This window comes from Vibrio sp. SCSIO 43136 (assembly GCF_023716565.1).
Classification (GTDB): Bacteria; Pseudomonadota; Gammaproteobacteria; order Enterobacterales; family Vibrionaceae; genus Vibrio.
Window position 1 is genome coordinate 63,123 of sequence record NZ_CP071849.1, and the last position, 22,413, is coordinate 85,535.

Here is a 22,413-nt window from a genome sequence, read left to right on the forward strand (position 1 = left end):
CCAAGGATTCATCATGAGCAAGGTATTAATTATTAATGCACACCAAGTTTCACCCTACTCACCAGGCAAGCTAAATGCCTCGTTAGTGGATAAAGCAACCACTCGACTTATGGCAAAAGGCCATGACGTCAAAGTCGTGACCATGCAAGAAGAGTACGTAGTCGACGAGCAGTTAGCCTTATTTGAATGGGCGGATCGAGTGATCATTCAATCACCAGTCAATTGGATGAGTGTGCCATGGTCGTTCAAAAAGTACATGGATGATGTTTTTACTGCCGGAATGGGCGGAGCACTGTGCCTGTTTGATGGCCGTAACGAAGCTGAGCCGAAGAAAAATTATGGTACTGGCGGACAGCGTACACAGAGTAAGTATATGCTGTCCCTAACATTCAATGCGCCAGAAGAGTCTTTCAACGATGCAGATGAGTACCTATTTGAAGGTAAGAGTGTTGATGATTTAATGTTCCATATGCACGCCAATTTCCGTTTCTTCGGTATGTCTGCTTTACCGACATTTGCTTGTTATGACGTCATGAAAAATGCAGAGGTAGACAATGACTTTAAGCGCTTCAAGGCACACCTAGATGCGCATTTTTAAGTTTGGGTTGGCCGCATTCAACCAGTAAAATAGATTTGAATTTTGAGCGATGTGGGTGACTGCATCGCTTTTTCACTTGAACTTGGGGGCCGAGATGGAAAGCAAAGTAATGGTAGATGACAAAGGGCGTAAGAGTGTTGTCAATGTGTGCAGCGAGCCCTGTGCCATTGAAAAAGGCATGCGCTTGATTGGTGGTAAATGGAAAGGCTCTATTATCTATCACCTTAAAGATGGGCCGGTACGCTTTAATGACTTGGCAAGATTGCTTGGTGGTGCGAGTAAGAAAATGATCGACCAGCGCTTAAAGGAGTTGGAAAGTGAAGGCATGATACTGCGCAAAGTGATCAGCGATCGCCCGATTGCGGTGAGCTACGAGCTGACCGAGTTTGGAAAAACCGCACTTAATATTTTAGAAGAATTGCGGATCTGGTCAGAGAAGCATGATATCCAGCTAAAGAAATAACGGTTCAATCCAGTGCCCCGTTATTTCACCGACTGACAAGCGTTAGTAATCCAACATCCCACGAATCGGATAGTGATTCTCTGGATCACGAATCCAAGCCAAACCACGTGTTAGCGCTCCAAGCTCAGGACGCACAAACGGATTATTCGAGATATCCACTACATGCAGATTACCATTCTCGTTCACCACAAATAACCCTGGTTCGGCAAAGTTGTGGTCAGTCTCTTTCTCTGAGCGAGGAATGGAAATATATAGCCCTAAGGTCTTCATTTGTGCTTCAGTCAGGCCATAGGCGATTGGGAAGCTAATATCGAGTTTTTCGAGATGTGCTTCCAGTTGGTGCTTGGCATCTCCAGAGACCGCCAAAATATCTACGCCTGCATCGGCGAAAGTTTGTTTATAAGTCTCGATCTCGTTTAAGTAACGAGTACACAGTGGGCAGTGCTTACCACGATAGACAAACACTGCTTGCCAAGTTGCGTCACCTTGTGGATGACCAAGTGTCACACTGCTGCCATCCAACGTGGTAGCGGTAATCGTGGGGAACGGGTCACCCGCTTTAAGTTTGTTTGAATAGGCCATTGTACGGCTTCCTTTCACTGGGTTACTTTTGAGTATGCGGTGGCCTTGAAAGGTCATCGCACCTTCGTTACCCAACTAATCTAGGTACAAATTCTCTTTTCATCAAGTAGTTAACTTTTAGTAACCTAGTAGTGAATCGCGGCTTCATGAAAGAAGCCGCTAAACCGGTTATTGGAAGCCAAATTTGCCGTTGTCGTTTTTCCATTCGCTTCGAGGCGGGATATTTTCGATAGTATCCCAATGCTCAACTATCATGCCGTTGTCGAGACGGAATAGGTCGTAAAACGCCACGTCTTTGCCTAAGAAAATGCCTTCGCTGATCGATAGAACAAAGTTACCTTCCCCTAGGATTTTGTGGTTGGCTTTGTACTGCATCGGTGTGCCTGCTTTTGCTAGGGCTTCTAGCGCTTGGCCAAGGCCGCTCAAACCATCTGCTACCATCGGATTATGTTGTCGATAAGCCTCATCGTCGTTGGCGATAAATTGGTTGATTTGCGCCATATCGCCTTTCATTAAGATGGTATCGACGAAGTCGGCCACGATAGCTTTGTTGGCTTCAGTCTTATCGAGGTCGGTGATCTCGGTTGGGCCATCTAACTGAGTGCGGCCACTTGGGTTAGCTGGTGCAATCTCTTGCAAGTTATCCCAGTGCTCGACAATTTTGCCATTTTCAAAACGGAATACGTCAAAACCGACTTTTGGGCCAAAAAAGTTGTAATCAGTATGAGTGACTACGTAGTCGCCATCTTGTAGTGCACGTTTTACTTGTGCTTTGGCACTCCCTTTTGGAAGGGCGTGAAGCACTTCACCAAAGCCCGCTAGGCCGTCGGCCACTGCAAGGTTGTGTTGAGTGTAGCTTTCAGCATTGATGTAGCTGACGGCTGTTTGATCGCCTGTCTCAATGCTTGAGATCACCGCTACGGCTTTTTCCTTGTTGGTGAGTTCTGCACTGCTACCACCCACATTGGCACAAGCGGCAAGGCTAACAACGCTAGTGGCTAGCAGGGTACGAGCAAATAGTTTTGATGTTTTCATGATTCCGTCCTCTTGTTGGTGTGAAGCTATGTTAGGACAGAGAGGATCGTGTCGGCAGAGTCAATATGGGCGCAAAAATGGTAGATCTTGAACCTTATACTTTCGGTGATTGATACTGTTTTTGGAACTGTGCTGGGGTCTGTTTGGTCAGGTTCTTGAAGTATTTTACGAAGTTACTCACATCCTCAAACCCAAAATCATACGCGATCTGAGCGGTGGTAATATTGGTCACAACAAGCTGGCGTTTGATTTCGATGATGGTGTACGCATCAATCATCTGTTTTGCGGTGAGGTTGGCTGCAAGCTTGCAGATCTGGTTTAAGGTTTTGTAGGTGGTGTTGATTTGAGTGGCATACCAGTTCGCATCTCGCACCTTTTGTCCGTTGCTTTGCAGCAATTCAAAGAAGCGAGCAAGCCGAACGCTTTGCTGCGAAGAAAGCTTGTCGTGGCGCATGTCTGGGCGAATGCGGTGCAATATTAGCGCCAGCGTTGAGAAAAGGTACATGCTGATCAAGGGGTCTTTGTCGGTGCGGGCAAGCTCGGTGATCAGCTCATTGAGTAGGGTTGTAAAACTCCTGCCTTGGTCGCCTGTTAACTCAAATAGTGGTGAGTGATGCTGGTTGAGGTGGGTGGGTGTGTAGTTGGGTAAGCGCATATTTGCGTGGATCTGGTCCAAAAATGCTTGAGTAAACAAAATCACCTTACCCGTTGGCTGGTGGGTAAAATCGAACTGGTGCACTTGTTCTCGCTGGATAAAAATTACCGACCCAGGTTGATAGGCGTATTGCTCGAAATCCACCATATGATAGCCACTGCCCGTTTCTATTATCACAAATAAAAAGAAACTCACTCGGTGTGGGGTTTGTGGATCTGGGTTTAAGTCAGAGCGTTGATAAAGGTCGGCCAAATTGATGATTTGAAACTCGGACTGGTTGGACTGCTGGTGGTTAAAACCCACGTTAGGGATGTGCATTGTGCGCCTATTCCTTGGAATACTCGATGTCATATTAGGCAGCGAAGATTGCTCAATCAATCATTATCCGAACTGGAATGGCTCGATTGTGATATAACAGCCCGAGCGCAATTAAATCACCAAGCTAAATCACTCAATTAAGGCCCCCATGGAAAATGAGATCATCACCGTCCCGCTGCCATCCCTTATTCACCGTATGGGAAGCGACGTTGTGAAGCAGGCAAGAGTGCTTGCCCAATCTCAAGGGTGTGAGTTAAAGCGAGTAAGGCGCTCTCGTAATTGGCAGTTGCTTGGTGAGGCTGCTGCGATTTTGAGCCTGCAAAGCCAATTACGTCGTGACCACTCCAGCGAAATGCGCTTTATGATCGATAAGATCGCCGCCGTGCCTATCGAAGTGATCCCACAATTAAGCCTTGAAGAGCAGTTAATTGCTTTAGTGGTGGCAAACCCCAATATTACCCTGTCTGAGATGATGGCCGAGACAGATTGCTCGGTTGCCCAAGCTCGCACAGCTCGTTTTGAAGCCGAGAGTTTAGACTAACTTTGTAAAGCTTTGCAGGGTCTCTTCATCTGGCACTTGCTTAAACAGTGCTTCAACACCGTCAAAATCTTTATGAATAAGGTCAATCACTTGGTATTGGCTTAAGTCACCAAATTCTTTGCTCAAAAACTGCCTAAACGCCGCTTCGTTTGGCCACTTTCCTCGTACAGCAAACCCTTCATCGATATCCCACACTTCAGACTCAAAGTAGGAAAAGTCGGTCATGCCGATATTGTGACAAAACAGAACGAGGTACATCTTAACTCCTGACAATTTGGTGTTGGGGTTGCAGCTTATACTAATTTGTTTAGTCGTTGAAAGGTGATCAGACAGGGAATTGTCATGTTAAGTTTTGGTGCGATTTGCAACAATTGATTTACATCAAAGAAGAGGTGGGGAAATTGACTTAAATTTAAACACCTGTTTGAAAGTGATTTTAAGTTAAGGATGACTATGTACCCACTGCTATTAAAAGCCCATGTGTTGTTGATTGTGTTGAGCTTCTTAAGCTTTTTACTAAGAGCGCTTTGGGGATTTAAAGGTTCTGAAATGTTAGAGAGTAAAGGTGCGTTGATGATGCACAAATTGATTACTCTGACCATGTTGCTCAGTGCCGCCGCTTTATGTGTGACACTCAATATGTACCCAATGACGGATGCTTGGTTAACAGAGAAACTGGTGTTATTGGTGGCTTATGTTGCCTTCGGCATGGCGACGTTTAAGCCGCTTATTCATGATAGAACGCGTGCAATGTTGGCGACGGTCACGTGTGGGTTATTTGTGGCGATATTCTATATTGCTAAGTTGCATGCACCGATAGTGTTGAGCTAGTTTTCATCCCCAATGGTAATATTTATTAATCAAAAGGAGCGACAATTCGCTCCTTTTGATTGTGTTGTTAACGGATAGGCAGATACACCTCAGTGAGTAAATCGCATTCGTCCACTTCGTGAATGAAATTCAGATAGCGAAAATAGACGGGATACTCTCTGAGCTCTTCACCGCTTTCTGGAAGCCACTCTTGGTAGAGGCGACAAATGGTCTCACCAATATTGCTGTGGCTGCCTTTGTGTATTGCTGCAGCGCAGCGCCCTGCTGGGATAACACCAGTTTTGACCCCGTATTGGTTCTCCGGGATGTCGCCCACATGACTGCCGCAGATATCAAATCGAAACTCTTCTGGTGGTGTTTGAGCTGGATCTGAGTAGGCAACACCGTAGGTGCGGCTGCTGCGAATTGGTGAGAATCCGGTGCTCTTTCGCCACTCGACAAATTTGGCGACGTTGTCAAAAATACGATGTGGGCTGCCTTTGTGTTCGAGCACGGCCACAGGCTCTTCAGCGAAGTCGATAATTTCTACGTTCAAGGCTTTTTCTCCCAAGGCATCTGGATAAAATTCATATTTAGAGTGCCAGTGTTGCCACTCAGGTTGGGTTCTGAATTGAGATGGAGTTTGCGAAAATACGCGAGAAAAGGCTCTGGTGAACGCTTCCGAGCTCTCAAATTGCGCTTCAAAAGCGATGTCAGTAATGCTGACATCGCCCTCAAATACCAATCGGAAAGATGCTCGCTTTAATCGGGTCAGCAGCACGTACTGAGTTGCACTGATGCCTACGTATGCGCTAAACACACGTTGGAAATGGTACTTAGAACAGATCGCTACTTGGCTTAGTACATCTAAGCTCAATGTTTCATCTAGGTGAGTATCGATGTAGTCGCATACTCGTTTGATCTGCTGCTGACGGCGCTGACTCGCATTCATTTCGTTTCTGTCTCTTGTTAGAACTTACCTACAGTGTATCTATCGATACTGCTGTGCTCTTGACCGAAGTTGCGAATTTTACTCTAGGGTTAAAACGATTTTTCCGACGTGGCTCTTAGTTTGGAACGCTTGCTGCGCTTGGTTGATTTCGCTAAGTGGGTACGTTTGTGCCACTAGCGGCTTGATGTTCCCGTGTTCAATATGACGAACAAGGTTGCCAAAGACCTCAGGCTCAATCACGGTGCAGCCAAAGAAGTTTAGATCTTTTAGGTAAAGGGTTCTTAGGTCGAGCTCTACCAAAGCGCCACCAATGGCACCAGAGACGGCGTAGCGACCTTTCGGTTTTAGAACTTGTAAGAAGTCATCCCAGTTTTCGCCGCCGACCAGATCAATGACGACTTCAATGCTGTTGTGCCCGAGGGCTTCAATCAAGTTGGTATGACGAGACACCACTTGATCCGTCCCTAAAGCCAGAATAGTTTCAAACTTGCTTTCGCTGGTGATTGCGATGACTTTAGCGCCACGAGCTTTTGCCAGTTGTATTGCCGCCGAACCCACACCGCCAGAAGCACCAGAGATCAATACTGTGTCTGAAGCGCTGACTTTTGAGCGAGTGAGTAGGTTTTCAGCGGTAGAGTAAGAACAAGGAAAAGACGCCAGTTCGGCATCAGTGAGATCCGTATTCACCGTAAAGGCATGCTGCGCTGCAACTTTAGTAAATTGTGCAAACCCACCGTTGCACTCTGAGCCGAAGTACCATGCAGATTCTAGAGGTTGCCCATCCGCGTAATGTAGGCAAGGTTCGATAATGACACGCTCACCAATTCGTCTTGGATCAACACCTTCACCGACAGCCACAACGGTTCCACACACGTCAGCCCCTTGAATGAGCGGTAAAGGGAGAGCCGTGCCGCCCCAACTTGCGTCGTCCGCTTCGTTGTCGCCTTTGGAGTACCAGCCGATACGAGTGTTGATATCGGTATTGTTCACCCCTGCGGCGTGGACTTTGATCAGTACGTCGCCTTTCGCTGGTGTCGGAATGGCAAGGTCGTGGCGGATTTCTAGCATTTCAGGCCCGCCATGGCCGACAAGCTGCACGCCTGTCATGGTGTTAGTCGTCATGGTTACGAATCCTTAATTAACTGTTTTAATGTCATTTTTGCACTGATGATCGCTTGATCACCAAGTACGGCCCACGCACTAGAAACGCCCTCGTGAAGCAAATATAGGCTTGCTGCGAGTGGCTCGTTGCCCGCCAAGTTTCCGAGTTTGTCTTTGACTTCGAGTTTGTGTTTTTTGACGGCTTGGTTGATGAGCTCATTATCGGGAAATGCTGCCATTGCATTGACTGACATACAGCCATTAGGCGCATACTCCACCATCCATGTTTTTAGCTGCTCAAAGGCAAACTCGACCGCATCAAGTCCAGCCGGATGTGGGTTATCGGCAAGTAATTTGAGGTAACGCTGGTGGCGAAACTCGAGTGCCCCAACAATCATTGCCTCTTTGGATGGGAAATGTTTATACAAGGTGCGAAGGCTAACATCGCACTCGGTTTTCAGCTGGGAGACACTTGGCTGAGCAAACCCATGCTGGCTAAAAGCTTGTTCCAATCTCTCGGCAATTTGTTGTTTGAGCATGACAATTCCTAATGGGTAGAATGTTTGTTCTACTTACAGGGTAGAGTGATCGTTCTACTTGTGTCAATGGGTGAAATAGTGATCAATAAAAGAACGATGGAGGAATGCAAAAAATGAAAGAGAAAAAGAGCAATATATTCAGCCAGATACCCAATGATTTATCCGAAGAAGTTTTTGAAGATATCGTCAAAAACCCACACGTTCGTATTGAACGAATTGTTTCTTATGGACACAGCTCCCCCGAAACAGGTTGGTACGATCAGGAAGAAAACGAGTGGGTGATGGTGCTTAAAGGCCAAGGTGTACTTGAGTTTGAAGATGGTCGGATCGTGGTGCTTGAGAGTGGTGATTATCTCAACATAAAAGCTCATGAAAAGCATAAAGTCGCGGCGACAAAGGCCGATGAAGAGACAATTTGGTTGGCGGTGTTTTATTAGCCGAATATATCTGGGCGGCGGTTAACAAAGCCCTAGCGCAATGCGGCTAGGGCTTTGGCTATAGGTCAGTGCTTTTCTGATTTTTGTCTTGCAAAGCAGACGGCGTAAAGCGCAGGTACAACCAATAGAACGACAGGCATAGAAAACAGTAGCCCATAGCCAAGTGTTAGTGACATTGGCCCCATGTAAACATCAGTCCCTCCTAGGCCGTAAGCCAGAGGCAGCAGACCTGCGACCGTGGTCAAAGACGTTAATAGGATTGGGCGCAAACGGCTCACCGAAGCCTCTACAATGGCTTGAGTAGCATCTTGTACTTGCGCCCGACGCTGATTGATCTGGTTAATCAGAACCAGTGAGTTGTTCACCACAACGCCCGTCATGCCTAAGATACCAATCAGGGCAAACATGGACAGAGCTTGCATATGTAGCACCAAAGCCATCAGTGAAATGACCACAGCAAATGGGATCACGGCCATGATAAGCACGGGCTGCAATAACGAGTTGAACATCACGGCTAAGACAAAATAGATCCCAACCATAGCGGCAGGAAATGCCACCATAAAGCCACTCATGGTTTCGTTGGTGCTCTCTGCTTCGCCACCGAATTCGATCTCTACCCCAGCAGGGATCTTGCCTTCAAGATGTTGTGCCATTGCATCGGAAATTTCGACCGCAGTCAGGTCTGGATCAGATATTTGAGCGGTGACGGTTACCTCTCTAGCACCATTGTAGTGTTTGATGAGCTGAGGTGACTCAATCTCTTCTACTTTTGCAAGCTGTGCCAGCGGTACTTGAGTGCCTTGAGCGGTATAGACTTTGAGCTTAGCAAGTTGGTCTAATTGGCGGTATTTTTGGTCAAGAATGACTCTTAAATCGACATTTTGATCACCAATCCAAGTCGAGGTCACCGTATCACCTTCAAAAGCAATGCGAAGGGTTGTGGTCAAGTCCGCAACGGTCAGTCCATATTTTGCTAACCAATGGTATTGAGGAAGGATGCTTAGTTGTTTATCTCGCAATGCTTCACTATTGGACACGTTATCCAACCCTGAGTGTTCCGTTAGCCATTGGCTGACCGTTGCGACGGCTTGGTCGCGCGATGTTTGTGTCCCGCCTAAGACTCGGATCTCTACAGGTTCCCCCGGTGGCGGCCCGCCCGCATCCACTGAAAACTTAACAAATAACGCATTGTCATTGAGTGTTAATTGGCTGTTTAGGTCTGCGATGATCTGTTGGGCTGTGCGCTCACGCTGATCGAAATTGCTCAAGACAATGGTGCCTTGGCTGGTTGGGGTACCATATACCATTTGGAATGATTTCAGTTCGCTTGTTGGCAAAGAAGCGATCGCCGTTTCCATTGCTAGATGTGCGTTACGTATCTCGCTCAAAGGCGTGCCCGTCTCAGTTTCGGTATACACCTCAATGTACTTAGCCGCATCTGATGGGAAAATATCCACTTTTAAAGTGGTGGTGAGAAATGCACTGCCACTGAGCGCCAATATAGCGATCAACAGTACGGTTTTGCGAAAACGAAGACACCACTCAAGCAGAGCTTGATAACCCTGACTTACTCGATTCCAGCGAGATGATTCAGTTTGACGTAGCGTTTGTTTTTCCAAAGAGTGAGCCAAGTGGGCGGGCAGAGTAAAGGTACATTCTGCCAGAGAGAAGAGCAGTGCAGCGATAACGGTTACTGGGATCACCGCAGCAACATTACCCATAGTACCTGGGATAAATGCAATCGGAATAAACACGAGTGCGGTGGTGGTTAGGCTTGCGAGGATTGGCTTAAATACGTCTTTGGTGCCATCGATCGCGGCTTGCAAAGCGGGTTTACCCTGCTCTTTTTGCTGATAGATGCTTTCGGCGATAATGACGGAGTCATCGACGATAATCCCTATCACCAGCAGTAATGCCGCAAGAGTAATGCTATCAAGGTTCTGTCCTACCATAGGTAGCACAACCATGACACCTAAGATACAAAATGGGATGGATACCGAAACCCAAAAAGCCACCTGACGTTTTAAGATCAGGCTAAGCACCGCCAAAACTAAAATCAAACCTATGCCGCCGTTAGTGGCAACGATAGAGAATTTATTGGCCATGTCATCGGCAAGATTTACGTTGATTTGATATTCGAATACCCCTTGCCAGTTGGATTGCTCCTGCGCAAGCAGTTGCTGGACTTGCTCAACGGTGGCAATGATGTCTGCACTGCCACTATTGGTGACTGAAAATATTAGGCTAGTAGCTCCATTGACCATGCCCACTTCGGTAGCTTTGACAAAGGTATCCTCTACCTTAGCCACATCGCCAACTCGGACGATTGCTCCACTAGGTAATGCTTTGATCACGATATTGCTAATGTCATCAGCAGACTTCACTTGAGTCATAGTGACAATTTTTTGTTCACCAATCCAAGACTCAATGCTCCCGCCTGACTGGGAAATACTATGGTTTTGAATCGCTTGGCTAATATCATCAAAACTCAACTGATAGCGACTGACCAGCTCGGGGTCGATGTTGATCTGAAACTCACGTTCGTTATACCCATTGATAGAGACTTGGCTAACGCCATTGATATTACGCAGCTTCTTTTCGAGCAAATAACCGTACTGTTGAAGCTGACCAATGTCTTGATTGTCATCTGCAAGGTTGACACCAAAAGTCATGACTTCAAAAGAGGAGGTTGCACGCTGCGTCAGGGTGGGTGGGTTCTTAAGGTTCGTCGGCAAGTCGTTGATCCGATCAATCGCTTGTTGCAGATCACGCATGATTTTTGCGTGATCTGCATCAGGTAGGAACTCAACTTCGATCGTTGAAGTGCCATCAACTGACTGAGAAGAAAAGTAGTTCACCCCTTCAATGTTCTTGATCTCTTTTTCAATCTTATTGGTGATATTGATTTCAATGTCTTGCGCAGTGGCTCCGGGGTAATGAGTCACGATGTCAGCCGATTCGAACGCAACATTTGGGTACTCTTGAAGCTTTAAAGAGGACAAAGAAGCTGCACCGAGAAGCAGTACCATGATGGTCATGATCCGAGCAAGAAAGCTGCGCTGGGCAAAGTAGCGAATAAACGAGGTCATGAGTGCTCCTTATTGGCTATCGGTCGTGGCGTGAATTGACATGCCGGGTTTTAGTTGATGACCCTGATTTTCGATGTCGATCTCAATGGGGTAGGCTTTGGTATTTGGATCGAGCTGAACACCGATACGACTGATCTGCGCTTTGATGAGTTGTGAAGGTGCAGTTTCAGCCCATAAGGTGACAGACTGTCCGATTTGTAAGCTATTGATGTCATACTCGCTGGCGTAAAGTCGCACTGAAATCTGGTCTATATTGATGACTTGATAAAGTGCATCGCCTTTTGAAACCCAGTCACCAGACTCCACACTAGAGCTGACGATAAAACCGGAGATGCTGGTGGTGATTTGAGTATCTTCGAGTGCTTGCTTGGCTTCTTTAAGCTCTATCTTTGCCAAAGCAAGGCTCGCCTTAGAAGTCAGATATTGCGCCTTGGCGATATCAAGGTCATTGATTGCTAGACTATTCTTACTGCTTAACTCCTGATAGCGCTCATAGATAGACTGCTTTTGCACTAAATCGGCTGAGGCAAGATTGACGTTGGCTTGCTGCTTTTCTAGCGCAAACTCAAAGTCTTGAGTTTCAATGCTAGCAACCAACTGCTGCTTTAGAACAGGTTCTCCAAGCTCTAAAGGTGCAGAGCTCATCACGCCGTCGACTTTGCTGACAATTGTTTGAGGGGTTGCAACAAAAGCCTCGCCAACTAAGTTGGTAGCAAAAGCTGCTGGGGTCGAAAGTGCACTCGCAATACAAAGTGCCCATGTGGTTTTTTTCATCACTAAATCTCCAAATTCTTGGGTTGGATTCAGTCTCTCAATCTTGATGTCGAGTTTTTGTCGAAGTGGGTTCGACACCTAGTAGAATTAGTGCGATAAACGATCAGGCAGGCGAATCAGCGTCGCTTTCGACATTTCATCGACACGCCACGAGACAACATAGAACTATTAAAAAAAGGATTAGCCGATGTTGGAAAAGCGAAAAATATTAGTGGTGGAAGACAACCTTGAGCTGCAAGGTATTTTGGCCGATTTTCTGGAAATAAAAGGTGCGGAAGCTGACTTTGCCGCTGACGGTGCACTGGGCCTTGAATTAGGTTTAAGTGGTGAGTTTGATGCCATTATTTTGGATGTGATGTTGCCCAAAATGGATGGCATGGATGTCGCAAAGTTGCTCCGTAGCCAAGGTGTCACGACCCCTATATTGATGCTCACTGCTCTGAATGGTCAGCAAGACTTGCTGACTGGATTTGAATCGGGTGTGGACGACTTTGTCTCCAAGCCGTTTCAGTTTCCAGAATTGGAAGCTCGTTTAAGTGCTTTAATTAAGCGCTATCGTGGTGATGTTGCTAAAACACTTATGCGCTTTGGCGAGCTGGAAGTCGATGACAAAACCCATCAAGTGACTCGTTGTGGCAAGGTACTCGACATCAGTCCTGCGCTGTATCAAATATTAATTACCCTAGTTAAAGCTCAAGGCGAAGTAGTGTCGAGAGAAACGTTGATTTACCAGCTTTGGGGAGAGGATGTTCCCGACAATGATGTGTTGAGAAGCCACATCTATTTGCTGCGCAACAGTTTAGATAAACCATTTGATCACCCAATGCTGGTGACTGTCCCTAAATTTGGATTTAAGTTGGTGAAATGATGTTTGGCATTGAGAAACGCAAACACAGTAACTCGATTCATGACGTCAAGGTCAGGTTGCTAAAGCACTTTTCTATCATCGCTTTGCTCTCCTCATTTTTAGTGTTTATGGCCTTTTCCGTACGCTTGATCGTGCAAGAAGATGAGCAAATTGAGCGCCATCTCCAATCATTTGAACAGGTGGCCGTGACACACTACAAACTTTCACAGCAGCCTTACGCTGTGCTTAGTCAGTATGTAACGGCTTACTACGATAGAAGTCTGATGCCCGAGCTTTACCTTGAGCAGTTGCCTGTTCCTGTGGGAAGCGTTAGCCGCTTTCGTGACCCGTTCGAAGCGGGTTATATGATCTATCACAATCAGTTTGAGTGGAATGGAGAGACGATTTCCTATTATTTGACCATTGATGGAACTGCAGTGGAATTTGGCGACGACAACTGGGATACATTATTGATGACGTCGAGTTTATTAATGGTGTTTTTGCTGGTGATTCTTCGTTTTGCATTAAAGCGAGTGTTCGATCAACTCATGGCTCCGATGACTGAGTTAAGTAATCAACTGAGCTCGGATAAAACGGGGGACTTTGCGGTTTCCGAGACTGCCATTGATGAGTTAAAGCAGCTGACCAATAAGCTTAATTCCTATAGTGAAATGAAGGAAAGGGTCGCCAAACAGGAGCTGATGTTTGCCAAATACGCCAGCCATGAACTTAAAACACCGATTGCGATCATCTCAGGAGCTGCAAACTTGCAAGCCATGAGTGATGAACCTCAATTTCAAGCCAAACAGCGACAACGTATTGTTGATGCTGCCGATGGTATGCAGCAAACGGTGGAGGTCTTGCTTAATATCGTTAAGCAGGAGAATGCGGCTCATAAAGATAAATTGCACGTTCTAAAGCGAGATGAGGTTTTGCTGGCAGACTTTGAGCAAAAAGCCGCAAAGGGTGTGTCGGTGATACTGCACATGGATGCTCAGGTATCTCTCAATATGCCCCCTGTGGTGGCGAGCATAATCATCAATAACTTAGTTGAAAATGCGCTCAGGTTTACGGTTGAGGGTGAAGTAACTATCAGTGTGAGCGAGTCCGAAATTGGTGTTGTAGATTCAGGACGTGGGTTGTCTAAACAACCAGAGACAGAACATGGATTGGGGCTGCTAATTGTCAGTCGAATTGCAAAAAGCTATGGATGGGCGTTTGAAATTCGTAATCGAGGCTCTCAGACAGGCTGTGTGGCAATACTCAACTATCTAGATTCGTCGCTCTAGTGGGGATGGTTTGCTGAGTATGGTTTGCTGGGTATAGGTTACTCGTATGCTCGCTCTCCTTCATGTGAAGGAGAGCCACGTCGTTGGTTAAGCGATCCTCTGCGCCAAACTTTGCCCCAAAAACTCCATTTCCGCTTCCGCCGTATAAGGCTGGGTGTATAGAGCAATCATCTGATCATATTGCCAAGCTTGCAGTGTTGAGGCTGCTTTAAGGGTCATTAGCCATTTATCTTCGCTGGTGGTAGCAAAAAGCGTTTCCGAGCTGCCATCGAATGTAATCTGTTTCGCTTCTGTGTGTTCTAGCTGAGATCTCAGCTGGCTCGCCAGCTCATTAAAGCTCAAATTTGATGCGATTCGATACAGGTAGCCACCAGAGATCTTCTGTCTTGCCCAATAATCACAGCCTTCGAGTGTTAACGCTGTTGGGCTAATCAGTGCGGCTTCGCTGCGAATCGTCACAGGCTCTATGGTGACCGGGGTATGTTTAAACTCAGGTTGGCCAGAGAAACTGTCGGTAAACGGAGAAATTAGGGCGCAAGGCTTACTCTGTTTTGCCGTGGCACCATTCCAGTGAATTGGCACAAACACCTGATTTGGATCGATATCTTGGCTGATTTTCGCTTTCGCCAAACACTCTCCTTGCGCATTGCTTACCTTCACCAGTTGGCCTTCACTGACTCGATATTTCAGCGCAGTATGTGGGTGAAGCAGTGCATACGGTTCTGGATCAAATTCGCCAAGTGATGTCGCAAGACCAGTACGAGTCATGGTATGCCAATGGTCTCGGCTACGGCCACTGTTGAGCAGTAATGGATAATCTTTATCGGTTTCACTTTGTGGCGCTTGGTACTGTACAGGGATAAAGCGCGCCTTGTTATCTGGAGTGAAAAATTTACCGTTAGCAAATAGGCGTTGATTGACCACTTCAGACTGTGGCTTGGTGACAGGCCACTGTTGCGGGGTTAAACGGCTGTAGCCTTTGTCGTCAAGTTGCGTTAAACCAATCAGGTTGAAGTCGCGTTCACCATTGAGGTTACCTTGGGTTGTTAGCTCGGCGTACTCTTTGAATACTTGTCCTTCATGCAGATAAGTGAACTCGGACTCAAAGCCCATCTTTTGTCCCACTTGAGAGATGATCCACCAGTCAGGCTTTGCCACCCCCGGGCTTGGTAGCACTTTGCGTTGGCGAGATATGCGACGCTCCGAGTTCGTCACTGTGCCTGATTTCTCACTCCAGCCTTGGGCAGGAAGCACCAAATCGGCGTGCTTACTGGTTTCGGTATCAGCAATGCAATCGGACACCACCACAAATGGGCAAGTGTCGAGCGCCTGCTTGATTTTGTCACTATTTGGCAAGCTAACCACAGGATTGGTTGCCATGATCCATACCGCTTTGATTTTGCCTTCAGCCATAGCATCAAACATATCGATCGCTTTCAGTCCGGCGGTGACGGCAAGGCGGTTGGTGTTCCAGAAATTGCTCACCAATTGCAGATGTTCGGCGTTCTCGAACTCCATATGTGCCGTTAGGGTGTTAGCTAGTGCACCTACTTCACGTCCACCCATAGCATTAGGCTGTCCGGTGACGGAAAAAGGCCCGGTGCCCTCTTTGCCAATCTTACCTGTGGCAAGGTGACAGTTGATGATGCTGTTCACTTTATCTGAACCGCTCGTAGACTGATTCACCCCTTGTGAGTATATAGTGATCACTTTATCGGTATCGGCGAAATCACGATAAAACTCATTCAGCTCATGCTCAGACAAGCCAGTGATTAGGCTGGTTTGGGTATCAGAAGCTGTGGCTTCAATGGCTTTCTCAAACTGGTTGGTGTGGTTTTGAATAAATTCATGGTCGAGGTGATCGTTGGCGGCTAAGTAACTCAACAGGCCATTGAACAGGGCAACATCTGCGCCAGAATGGATCGATAGATGTTGGTCGGCGATTGCACTGGTATCGGTTCTTCTCGGGTCTACTACTACCACCTTAAGATTCGGATTGTCTTGTTTTGCACTACGTAATCGCTGGAACAGTACTGGGTGACACCAAGCCAAGTTTGAGCCGACCAACACCACAAGCTCTGCCTGTTCTAAGTCTTCATAGCATACGGGCACAGTGTCACTACCAAAGGCACGCTTATGACCTACTACAGATGATGCCATACAGAGACGAGAGTTGCTGTCGATATTAGCAGTGCCCATAAACCCTTTAATCAGTTTGTTCGCTAGGTAGTAATCCTCAGTAAGTAGCTGACCAGAAACGTAAAACGCCACGCTATCAGGGCCATGCTCCTCTATGGCCTGCGCAAACTTATCTGCCACGGTTTGAGTGGCTTGATCCCAGCTAAGGGGTTCGCCCGTCTTGCGGTTTTGTGGGTAGAGTTGTCGACCATCTTGAATCACGGTTTCACCCAAGGCAATGCCTTTGGTGCATAGCTTTCCGTAGTTTGATGGGTGATCTTTGTCGCCTCGAATCTCGAGCTCACCAGACATTTTTGGTCGCGCTTCAACACCGCAACCCACCCCACAATAGGCACAAGTGGTTTTAATCCATCCTTGGTTAGCATCACTCATCGCATTTCCTCTAATTCTTATTAAAACTTTTCAGTTAGAGGTTAATAAGCAACATATGAACCAAAATGGCTAAAATTACATTTTCATGTTTTTAGTCATTTAAAATCAATAGTTTAAATTACCATATAACCCTAAAGTGGTAGGTGATTTATGGCTATATATAGAGGGGTTTTATTGTTTGGTGCACCCAAATGAGGCTGTTTGCACCACAAGAGGTCATTTTTTGTGGGTTGGCTCGAAAATTGGTTGTTTTTACAAGCTGGTGTTCTTATTAAATTTCAGTGTAACTTTTTGTTTTTAAATGATTAAAAATAAAAATGAATGAAAATTACAGTTTTTGGCAACTTTTTTGCACCCCCTTAAAGCAAAGTTTATGCGATTCAATTTGACCCATAGGGAGTATGGCGATGAACATGATGCAAACTACCCCGACCAAACCGAAACGGTATGCTCGCCCAGGAACGGTGAGTTTAGTCGGCGCAGGCCCAGGTGACCCAGAACTGCTAACAGTCAAAGCAGTCCGTGCGATCGAAAGTGCTGACCTTATTGTTTTTGACAATCTGGTCAGTGAAGAGATAAGAGCACTTTTTCCCGCACAAACAGAAACACTGTATGTCGGCAAAGCCAAAGGTAAGCATAGTTCAACTCAGGATGAGATCAATGTGCTACTGATCCAAGCGGCGTTGTCAGGTAAGAATGTCTGCCGAGTAAAAGGTGGAGACTCTTTTGTCTTCGGCCGTGGTGGTGAAGAGATGTTGATGCTGGCAGAGCAAGGGATTGACGTAAAAGTTGTCCCAGGCATTACGGCGGCGTCAGGGTGTACTACTTACGCACAAATTCCACTTACCCACCGAGGCCTAGCCCAAGGCTGTACTTTTATTACAGCACACGCCGATAAGAGCTTAGACCTTAACTGGGAAGCCCTAGCCAACCTTGATCAAACCCTAGTTGTCTACATGGGGCTCAGCAAAACGGACCTAATTCGTGAACGTCTAATCCAAGGCGGCATGTCACCAAGCACACCTATCGCTTTCATTGAGAAGGGTTGTACACCTTCACAACGTCTGTTTGTCGGCGAGCTCGACAAGCTGAGTGAGATCAAGCAGCACCATGACATTCAATCACCAGCGTTGATCGTGATTGGCAAAGTGGTGTCGGTAGCAAGTGAGATGCAAAAGCTGGCACAGCTGCAAGACCAGTTTGGTGACGTATCAATTGAACAAATGGCATTACAACGCATTGCCTAAGTCGCAATGCCAATAAAAATTAAAGCAGATTCAGGGAAGACAATATGAGTAAGCAAAGAATTTTAGTCGTGGGCAACGGTATGGTTGGCCACAAGTTTATCGACACATTGATTGCTTCTGAGCGTGACGATCTAGAGATTGTCACCTTCTCAGAAGAGCCACGTTTGGCTTATGACCGAGTGCAATTAACGTCGTACCTCACGGGTAAAACCGCAGAAGACTTGGCGATGACAGATGAAGCGTATTACCAAGCTAACGGCATCAGCTATGTGATGAATGAAAAAGTCACCAAGCTAGATACTGACGCAAAGCAGGTTGTGACGGCGTCAGGTCGCACGGAAAGCTACGACAAGCTAGTGCTTGCAACAGGCTCGTTCCCATTCGTTCCACCGATCCCAGGTAACGATCAAGAGCACTGTTATGTTTACCGTACCATCGAAGATTTAGATGCGATTGAGGCGGCGAGCAAGCAGAGCAAAAGTGGCGTTGTTGTTGGTGGCGGCCTACTCGGTTTGGAAGCGGCGAATGCTATCAAAAACCTTGGCCTAGAAACGCACGTTGTAGAGTTTGCACCTCGCTTGATGGCCGTTCAGTTAGATGATGGCGGTGGTGCGTTGCTGCGTCGCAAGATTGAAGACCTAGGCGTTTCGGTTCATACCGAAAAAGCGACCACTGAGATTGTTGCAGGTGAATCAGCACGTTACCGCATGAACTTTGCCGATGGTTCGTTCTTAGAAACCGATGTGATTGTTTTCTCGGCAGGCATTCGTCCACAAGATGAACTAGCAAAAGGCACTGATATCGAACTAGGCGAACGTGGCGGTATCGTGATTAACAACGACTGTCAAACTAGCCTAGAAGATGTCTACGCCATTGGTGAGTGTGCGTTGTGGGAGAAGATGATTTTTGGTTTGGTGGCTCCGGGCTACCAGATGGCAAAAGTGGCGGCAGGCCATATTCTTGGCGATGAAGGTCAAGCGTTTGAAGGCGCTGACATGAGCACCAAGCTGAAGCTAATGGGTGTTGATGTTGCGAGTATCGGTGAAGTGCATGGTCGCACACCAGGTGCGCAGTCTTACACCTTTAATGATGAAATTGAGCAAGTCTACAAACGCCTGATTGTTTCTGAAGATGGTAGCAAGATCGTAGGTGCGGTATTGGTTGGTGATACTGATGCGTATGGCACATTGCTGCAAATGAAGCAAAACGACATGCCACTGCCAGCTAACCCATCGGTACTGATCCTGCCAAATGTTGCGGATGAAGACTCTGGTGCGATGGGGGTAGATGCTCTACCTGATAGCGCTGTGATCTGTTCATGTTTTGATGTGACAAAAGCGGATATCAAAGAAGCGGTAGCAGCGGGTTGCGCAACCATGGGTGATCTTAAAGCCAGCACTAATGCGTCGACGGGTTGTGGTGGTTGTAGTGCGCTTGCCAAACAAGTGCTTGATGCTGAATTGCTAAGCCTTGGTGTGGAAGTGAATAACGACTTGTGTGAGCACTTTGCTTACTCTCGCCAAGAACTGTCTGACATTGTTCGTATCAACAAAATCAAGACCTTCGATGAACTGCTAGAGAAATACGGTTCAGGCCACGGCTGTATGGTGTGTAAGCCAACGGTCGGTTCGATTTTGGCGTCATTCTGGAATGATTACATTCTTGAAGATCAGCACATGGAGCTGCAAGACACCAATGATATCTATCTTGGCAATATGCAAAAAGATGGTACTTATTCGGTTGTTCCACGTATTCCGGGCGGCGAAATCACTCCAGAGAAACTGATCATCTTGGGGCAAGTGGCGCAAGAGTTTGACTTATACACCAAGATAACTGGTGGCCAGCGTGTCGATTTGTTTGGTGCGCAGCTAAACGACCTGCCAATCATCTGGAAGAAATTGGTCGATGCAGGCTTTGAAACTGGCCACGCCTACGGCAAGTCGGTTCGTACGGTGAAATCTTGTGTAGGTAGCACTTGGTGTCGTTACGGTGTGGGTGACAGTGTTGGTTACGCTATCGACATTGAGAACCGCTACAAAGGCCTACGTTCTCCTCATAAATTGAAATTTGCGGTATCGGGTTGTACGCGTGAGTGTGCTGAAGCCCAGTCGAAAGATATCGGTATCATCGCAACAGAAAACGGTTGGAACTTGTACGTGTGTGGTAACGGCGGTATGCGCCCACGTCACGCAGACTTGATTGCGACCGACTTAGACGAAGAAACACTGATCAAATATGTCGACCGCGTACTCATGTTCTACATCCGTACCGCAGACCGCTTACAACGTACGTCAGTTTGGCTTGAAAACCTTGAAGGTGGCATTGAATACCTCAAACAAGTGGTTATCGAAGACAAACTAGGCGTGTGTGACGAGCTAGAAAAAGAGATGGCTGCCAATATCGCCAAATACCAGTGTGAATGGAAAACCACCATCGAATCCCCTGAAAAACTTAAACGTTTCAGCCACTTCATCAACAGTGCTGATCGTGATGACAACCTTAAATTTGTCTCAGTGCGCGAACAGCGTTTCCCTGAGCCAGAGCCTTCTCTGAAAATCGATGTCGTCGAAGTTGAGTAACCAAATTACATATTTAAGTTAGGAGATATGCCATGGAAAAGTGGGTAAGTATTTGTTCAGTAGAAGATATTGCGCCAAACGTAGGTGTGTGCGCACTGGTAGAAGGCAAGCAAGTCGCCGTGTTTAACGACGCACGCAGTGGTCAGCTATATGCCATTTCTAATTACGACCCAATCGGTAAAGCCAACATTTTGTCTCGCGGCATTATTGGCACCATCGAAGGTGAACCTTATGTGGCGTCGCCGCTTTATAAGCAGCATTTCCATCTTGCGACCGGCGCATGTTTGGAAGAGCCGCAACACTCGATTGAGACCTTTGGATTGAAAGTTGAAGCAGGACAAATTTTCGTTGCTGCTAAAGAACTTGCACCAACCGCTCAAGCGGTCGCATAAGCGTTTTATCGCAAATAAAGAATATAAAAAATAATTAGATTCGCCCCGAGGTCTTGCACTTTTGGCTAAGGGGCACCTCTTAAGGAATAACCGTTATGGAAGACACTAAATTTTCAATATTTTCGTTTAAGGGCAAGATGAAAATCTTGCACCTGAGCTGGATGGCGTTTTTTATTACCTTCGTCGTCTGGTTCAACTTTGCGCCAATGTTATCAATGGTCAAAGAGACCTTGGGATTGACGACTCAAGAGATCAAAACACTGTTGATTCTTAACGTGGCTTTGACCATACCAGCTCGTGTGGTGATCGGTATGCTTACCGATAAATACGGGCCTCGATTAGTTTACTCTGCGCTGCTGGCCGTCTGTTCCATCCCCTGTTTTATGTTCGCTTTTGCAGACTCTTTCATGCAAGCGGCGATCGCCCGTTTCCTATTGGGCTTTATCGGTGCAGGCTTTGTTATCGGTATTCGCTTGGTATCTGAATGGTTCCCACATGATGAACTGGGTACGGCAGAAGGCATTTACGGTGGTTGGGGTAACTTCGGTTCTGCGGCCGCAGCATTTACCCTACCAACCGTCGCTGTGATGTTCGGTGGTGAAGATGGTTGGCGTTACGCAACGGCTATCACAGGTGTGATGAGCTTGGTGTTCTCTTTCATCTTCTTCAAAAACGTAACTGATACGCCAAAGGGTTCGACTTACTTCAAACCGAAACACCTAACAGCGATGGAAGTGACTTCAAAAGGTGACTTTTATTTCCTACTGCTGATGAAAATCCCAATGTATGCGGTACTTGGTTTATTGGCTTGGAAACTGTCTCCTTCAAACATCGGCATGCTTTCTGACCTTGTGGTTAACGGTATTTATGCAGGCCTTGTGGCACTTTACCTACTCGAAGCAAGCCAAGTATGGAAGGTGAACAAAGGCATTTTCGAAAAGCCGGTTGAAGAGATCCATCAGTACAAGTTCAAGCAAGTAGCGGTACTGAATGTGCTTTACTTTGCAACTTTCGGTTCAGAGCTAGCGGTGGTTTCTATGTTGCCTCTGTTCTTCTCTGAAACATTCGAATTGTCACCTGTATTGGCAGGTATGGTCGCTTCAGCGTATGCCTTCATGAACTTGATGTCTCGCCCAGGTGGCGGTTGGATTTCTGATAAGTTTGGTCGCAAATCGACGCTACTTATCTTGACCGCAGGTCTTGCTGTTGGCTACTTCATGATGGGTCAAGTTGGTAGTGAGTGGCCAATCTGGCTAGCAGTTGTGGTTGCTATGGTCTGTTCGTTCTTCGTTCAAGCGGGTGAAGGTGCAGTGTTTGCAACGGTTCCACTTATCAAGCGTCGCATGACAGGTCAGATTGCAGGCATGACAGGTGCATACGGCAACGTGGGCGCAGTAACTTACCTAACGATTCTTTCGTTCGTTGATTACCAAACTTTCTTCTACGTGATTGCTGGCACAGCAGTGCTAGGCTTTGTCGCTCTACTATTTATGGAAGAGCCAAGCGGTAAGATTGCAGAGGTGAATGAAGATGGCAGCGTGACATTGATTGACGTGTCGCACTAATGTTCTTAGGTTCTCCCCCTTTTCAAGCG

General features: G+C 46.7%; 21 protein-coding genes. 11 read left to right on the forward strand and 10 right to left on the reverse strand.

Annotated features, from left to right (window positions below):
• Positions 1-13 precede the first annotated feature (13 nt).
• Together J4N39_RS15175 and J4N39_RS15180 are read left to right on the forward strand one after the other, a co-directional pair.
• Complete coding sequence (locus J4N39_RS15175) at positions 14-598, forward strand: NAD(P)H-dependent oxidoreductase (protein WP_252025434.1); 585 nt, start codon at positions 14-16, stop codon at positions 596-598.
• A gap of 94 nt (positions 599-692) precedes the next feature.
• Complete coding sequence (locus J4N39_RS15180; protein ID WP_252025435.1) at positions 693-1,061, forward strand: winged helix-turn-helix transcriptional regulator; 369 nt, start codon at positions 693-695, stop codon at positions 1,059-1,061.
• A gap of 42 nt (positions 1,062-1,103) precedes the next feature.
• Here J4N39_RS15180 and J4N39_RS15185 read toward each other — a convergent pair whose 3' ends face one another.
• The 3 genes from J4N39_RS15185 to J4N39_RS15195 all read right to left on the reverse strand — a co-directional run bounded on the left by J4N39_RS15185 (position 1,104) and on the right by J4N39_RS15195 (position 3,651).
• On the reverse strand, positions 1,104-1,643 hold the full coding sequence (locus J4N39_RS15185) for a redoxin domain-containing protein (protein WP_252026903.1): 540 nt from the start codon (positions 1,641-1,643) through the stop codon (positions 1,104-1,106).
• A 168-nt stretch (positions 1,644-1,811) separates the two neighbouring features.
• On the reverse strand, positions 1,812-2,678 hold the full coding sequence (locus J4N39_RS15190; protein WP_252025437.1) for a nuclear transport factor 2 family protein: 867 nt from the start codon (positions 2,676-2,678) through the stop codon (positions 1,812-1,814).
• Positions 2,679-2,772: 94 nt separating this feature from the next.
• Entirely contained in the window at positions 2,773-3,651 is an 879-nt protein-coding gene (locus tag J4N39_RS15195; protein WP_252025439.1) for a helix-turn-helix domain-containing protein, read from the reverse strand.
• 148 nt (positions 3,652-3,799) lie between these two features.
• Here J4N39_RS15195 and J4N39_RS15200 point away from each other — a divergent pair, with 148 nt between their 5' ends.
• The gene (locus J4N39_RS15200) at positions 3,800-4,192 is read left to right on the forward strand and encodes a ribosome recycling factor family protein (RefSeq protein WP_252025441.1); all 393 of its coding nucleotides are present in this window, start codon (positions 3,800-3,802) and stop codon (positions 4,190-4,192) included.
• Here J4N39_RS15200 and J4N39_RS15205 read toward each other — a convergent pair.
• The gene (locus tag J4N39_RS15205) at positions 4,184-4,450 is read right to left on the reverse strand and encodes a hypothetical protein (protein WP_252025443.1); all 267 of its coding nucleotides are present in this window, start codon (positions 4,448-4,450) and stop codon (positions 4,184-4,186) included. The genes J4N39_RS15200 and J4N39_RS15205 overlap by 9 nt on opposite strands.
• Before the next feature lie 195 nt (positions 4,451-4,645).
• On the opposite strand from J4N39_RS15205, the gene J4N39_RS15210 reads away from it, so the two are divergent.
• Positions 4,646-5,023 carry a SirB2 family protein gene (locus tag J4N39_RS15210; RefSeq protein WP_252025445.1) on the forward strand — a complete coding sequence of 126 codons (378 nt, stop codon included), beginning with the start codon at positions 4,646-4,648 and terminating at the stop codon, positions 5,021-5,023.
• A gap of 67 nt (positions 5,024-5,090) precedes the next feature.
• On the opposite strand, the gene J4N39_RS15215 is transcribed toward J4N39_RS15210, so the two are convergent.
• The 3 genes from J4N39_RS15215 to J4N39_RS15225 all read right to left on the reverse strand — a co-directional run bounded on the left by J4N39_RS15215 (position 5,091) and on the right by J4N39_RS15225 (position 7,594).
• A complete protein-coding gene (locus J4N39_RS15215; RefSeq protein WP_252025447.1) occupies positions 5,091-5,954 on the reverse strand; it encodes an AraC family transcriptional regulator in 864 nt (287 codons plus the stop codon).
• 78 nt (positions 5,955-6,032) lie between these two features.
• Entirely contained in the window at positions 6,033-7,076 is a 1,044-nt protein-coding gene (locus tag J4N39_RS15220; protein WP_252025449.1) for an alcohol dehydrogenase family protein, read from the reverse strand.
• 2 nt (positions 7,077-7,078) lie between these two features.
• Positions 7,079-7,594, reverse strand: coding sequence for a TetR/AcrR family transcriptional regulator (locus tag J4N39_RS15225; protein ID WP_252025451.1), 516 nt, complete (start codon positions 7,592-7,594; stop codon positions 7,079-7,081).
• Positions 7,595-7,707: 113 nt separating this feature from the next.
• Here J4N39_RS15225 and J4N39_RS15230 point away from each other — a divergent pair, with 113 nt between their 5' ends.
• Positions 7,708-8,031 (forward strand): cupin domain-containing protein, encoded by a 324-nt coding sequence (locus tag J4N39_RS15230; RefSeq protein WP_252025453.1) that lies wholly within the window; start codon positions 7,708-7,710, stop codon positions 8,029-8,031.
• A 65-nt stretch (positions 8,032-8,096) separates the two neighbouring features.
• Here the strand turns inward: J4N39_RS15230 and J4N39_RS15235 are convergent, their stop codons facing one another.
• Both J4N39_RS15235 and J4N39_RS15240 read right to left on the reverse strand, forming a co-directional pair.
• On the reverse strand, positions 8,097-11,120 hold the full coding sequence (locus tag J4N39_RS15235; protein ID WP_252025455.1) for an efflux RND transporter permease subunit: 3,024 nt from the start codon (positions 11,118-11,120) through the stop codon (positions 8,097-8,099).
• A 9-nt stretch (positions 11,121-11,129) separates the two neighbouring features.
• Positions 11,130-11,894, reverse strand: coding sequence for an efflux RND transporter periplasmic adaptor subunit (locus J4N39_RS15240; RefSeq protein ID WP_252025457.1), 765 nt, complete (start codon positions 11,892-11,894; stop codon positions 11,130-11,132).
• Positions 11,895-12,081: 187 nt separating this feature from the next.
• Here J4N39_RS15240 and J4N39_RS15245 point away from each other — a divergent pair, with 187 nt between their 5' ends.
• Both J4N39_RS15245 and J4N39_RS15250 read left to right on the forward strand, forming a co-directional pair.
• Positions 12,082-12,762, forward strand: a complete 681-nt coding sequence (locus J4N39_RS15245; protein ID WP_252025459.1) for a response regulator transcription factor — start codon at positions 12,082-12,084, stop codon at positions 12,760-12,762.
• Complete coding sequence (locus J4N39_RS15250) at positions 12,759-14,030, forward strand: sensor histidine kinase (protein ID WP_252025461.1); 1,272 nt, start codon at positions 12,759-12,761, stop codon at positions 14,028-14,030. Before J4N39_RS15245 ends, J4N39_RS15250 begins: the two co-directional genes overlap by 4 nt.
• Positions 14,031-14,117: 87 nt before the next feature.
• On the opposite strand, the gene J4N39_RS15255 is transcribed toward J4N39_RS15250, so the two are convergent.
• Positions 14,118-16,601 carry a molybdopterin oxidoreductase family protein gene (locus J4N39_RS15255; protein WP_252025463.1) on the reverse strand — a complete coding sequence of 828 codons (2,484 nt, stop codon included), beginning with the start codon at positions 16,599-16,601 and terminating at the stop codon, positions 14,118-14,120.
• Positions 16,602-17,008: 407 nt separating this feature from the next.
• On the opposite strand from J4N39_RS15255, the gene cobA reads away from it, so the two are divergent.
• From cobA to J4N39_RS15275, 4 genes are all read left to right on the forward strand, one after another.
• Complete coding sequence (gene cobA, locus J4N39_RS15260) at positions 17,009-17,848, forward strand: uroporphyrinogen-III C-methyltransferase (protein WP_252025465.1); 840 nt, start codon at positions 17,009-17,011, stop codon at positions 17,846-17,848.
• A 44-nt stretch (positions 17,849-17,892) separates the two neighbouring features.
• Positions 17,893-20,427 carry a nitrite reductase large subunit NirB gene (gene nirB / locus J4N39_RS15265; RefSeq protein WP_252025467.1) on the forward strand — a complete coding sequence of 845 codons (2,535 nt, stop codon included), beginning with the start codon at positions 17,893-17,895 and terminating at the stop codon, positions 20,425-20,427.
• Between the two features lie 32 nt (positions 20,428-20,459).
• The gene (gene nirD, locus J4N39_RS15270) at positions 20,460-20,819 is read left to right on the forward strand and encodes a nitrite reductase small subunit NirD (RefSeq protein WP_252025469.1); all 360 of its coding nucleotides are present in this window, start codon (positions 20,460-20,462) and stop codon (positions 20,817-20,819) included.
• 95 nt (positions 20,820-20,914) lie between these two features.
• Positions 20,915-22,384, forward strand: coding sequence for a NarK family nitrate/nitrite MFS transporter (locus tag J4N39_RS15275; protein WP_252025471.1), 1,470 nt, complete (start codon positions 20,915-20,917; stop codon positions 22,382-22,384).
• Positions 22,385-22,413 lie beyond the last annotated feature (29 nt).

Coding starts and splice junctions, on each gene's coding strand:
- J4N39_RS15175 (WP_252025434.1), top strand. CDS start 14: ATGAGCAAGGTATTAATTATTAATGCACACCAAGTTTCACCCTACTCA.
- J4N39_RS15180 (WP_252025435.1), top strand. CDS start 693: ATGGAAAGCAAAGTAATGGTAGATGACAAAGGGCGTAAGAGTGTTGTC.
- J4N39_RS15185 (WP_252026903.1), bottom strand. CDS start 1,643: ATGGCCTATTCAAACAAACTTAAAGCGGGTGACCCGTTCCCCACGATT.
- J4N39_RS15190 (WP_252025437.1), bottom strand. CDS start 2,678: ATGAAAACATCAAAACTATTTGCTCGTACCCTGCTAGCCACTAGCGTT.
- J4N39_RS15195 (WP_252025439.1), bottom strand. CDS start 3,651: ATGCACATCCCTAACGTGGGTTTTAACCACCAGCAGTCCAACCAGTCC.
- J4N39_RS15200 (WP_252025441.1), top strand. CDS start 3,800: ATGGAAAATGAGATCATCACCGTCCCGCTGCCATCCCTTATTCACCGT.
- J4N39_RS15205 (WP_252025443.1), bottom strand. CDS start 4,450: ATGTACCTCGTTCTGTTTTGTCACAATATCGGCATGACCGACTTTTCC.
- J4N39_RS15210 (WP_252025445.1), top strand. CDS start 4,646: ATGTACCCACTGCTATTAAAAGCCCATGTGTTGTTGATTGTGTTGAGC.
- J4N39_RS15215 (WP_252025447.1), bottom strand. CDS start 5,954: ATGAATGCGAGTCAGCGCCGTCAGCAGCAGATCAAACGAGTATGCGAC.
- J4N39_RS15220 (WP_252025449.1), bottom strand. CDS start 7,076: ATGACGACTAACACCATGACAGGCGTGCAGCTTGTCGGCCATGGCGGG.
- J4N39_RS15225 (WP_252025451.1), bottom strand. CDS start 7,594: ATGCTCAAACAACAAATTGCCGAGAGATTGGAACAAGCTTTTAGCCAG.
- J4N39_RS15230 (WP_252025453.1), top strand. CDS start 7,708: ATGAAAGAGAAAAAGAGCAATATATTCAGCCAGATACCCAATGATTTA.
- J4N39_RS15235 (WP_252025455.1), bottom strand. CDS start 11,120: ATGACCTCGTTTATTCGCTACTTTGCCCAGCGCAGCTTTCTTGCTCGG.
- J4N39_RS15240 (WP_252025457.1), bottom strand. CDS start 11,894: ATGAAAAAAACCACATGGGCACTTTGTATTGCGAGTGCACTTTCGACC.
- J4N39_RS15245 (WP_252025459.1), top strand. CDS start 12,082: ATGTTGGAAAAGCGAAAAATATTAGTGGTGGAAGACAACCTTGAGCTG.
- J4N39_RS15250 (WP_252025461.1), top strand. CDS start 12,759: ATGATGTTTGGCATTGAGAAACGCAAACACAGTAACTCGATTCATGAC.
- J4N39_RS15255 (WP_252025463.1), bottom strand. CDS start 16,601: ATGAGTGATGCTAACCAAGGATGGATTAAAACCACTTGTGCCTATTGT.
- cobA (WP_252025465.1), top strand. CDS start 17,009: ATGAACATGATGCAAACTACCCCGACCAAACCGAAACGGTATGCTCGC.
- nirB (WP_252025467.1), top strand. CDS start 17,893: ATGAGTAAGCAAAGAATTTTAGTCGTGGGCAACGGTATGGTTGGCCAC.
- nirD (WP_252025469.1), top strand. CDS start 20,460: ATGGAAAAGTGGGTAAGTATTTGTTCAGTAGAAGATATTGCGCCAAAC.
- J4N39_RS15275 (WP_252025471.1), top strand. CDS start 20,915: ATGGAAGACACTAAATTTTCAATATTTTCGTTTAAGGGCAAGATGAAA.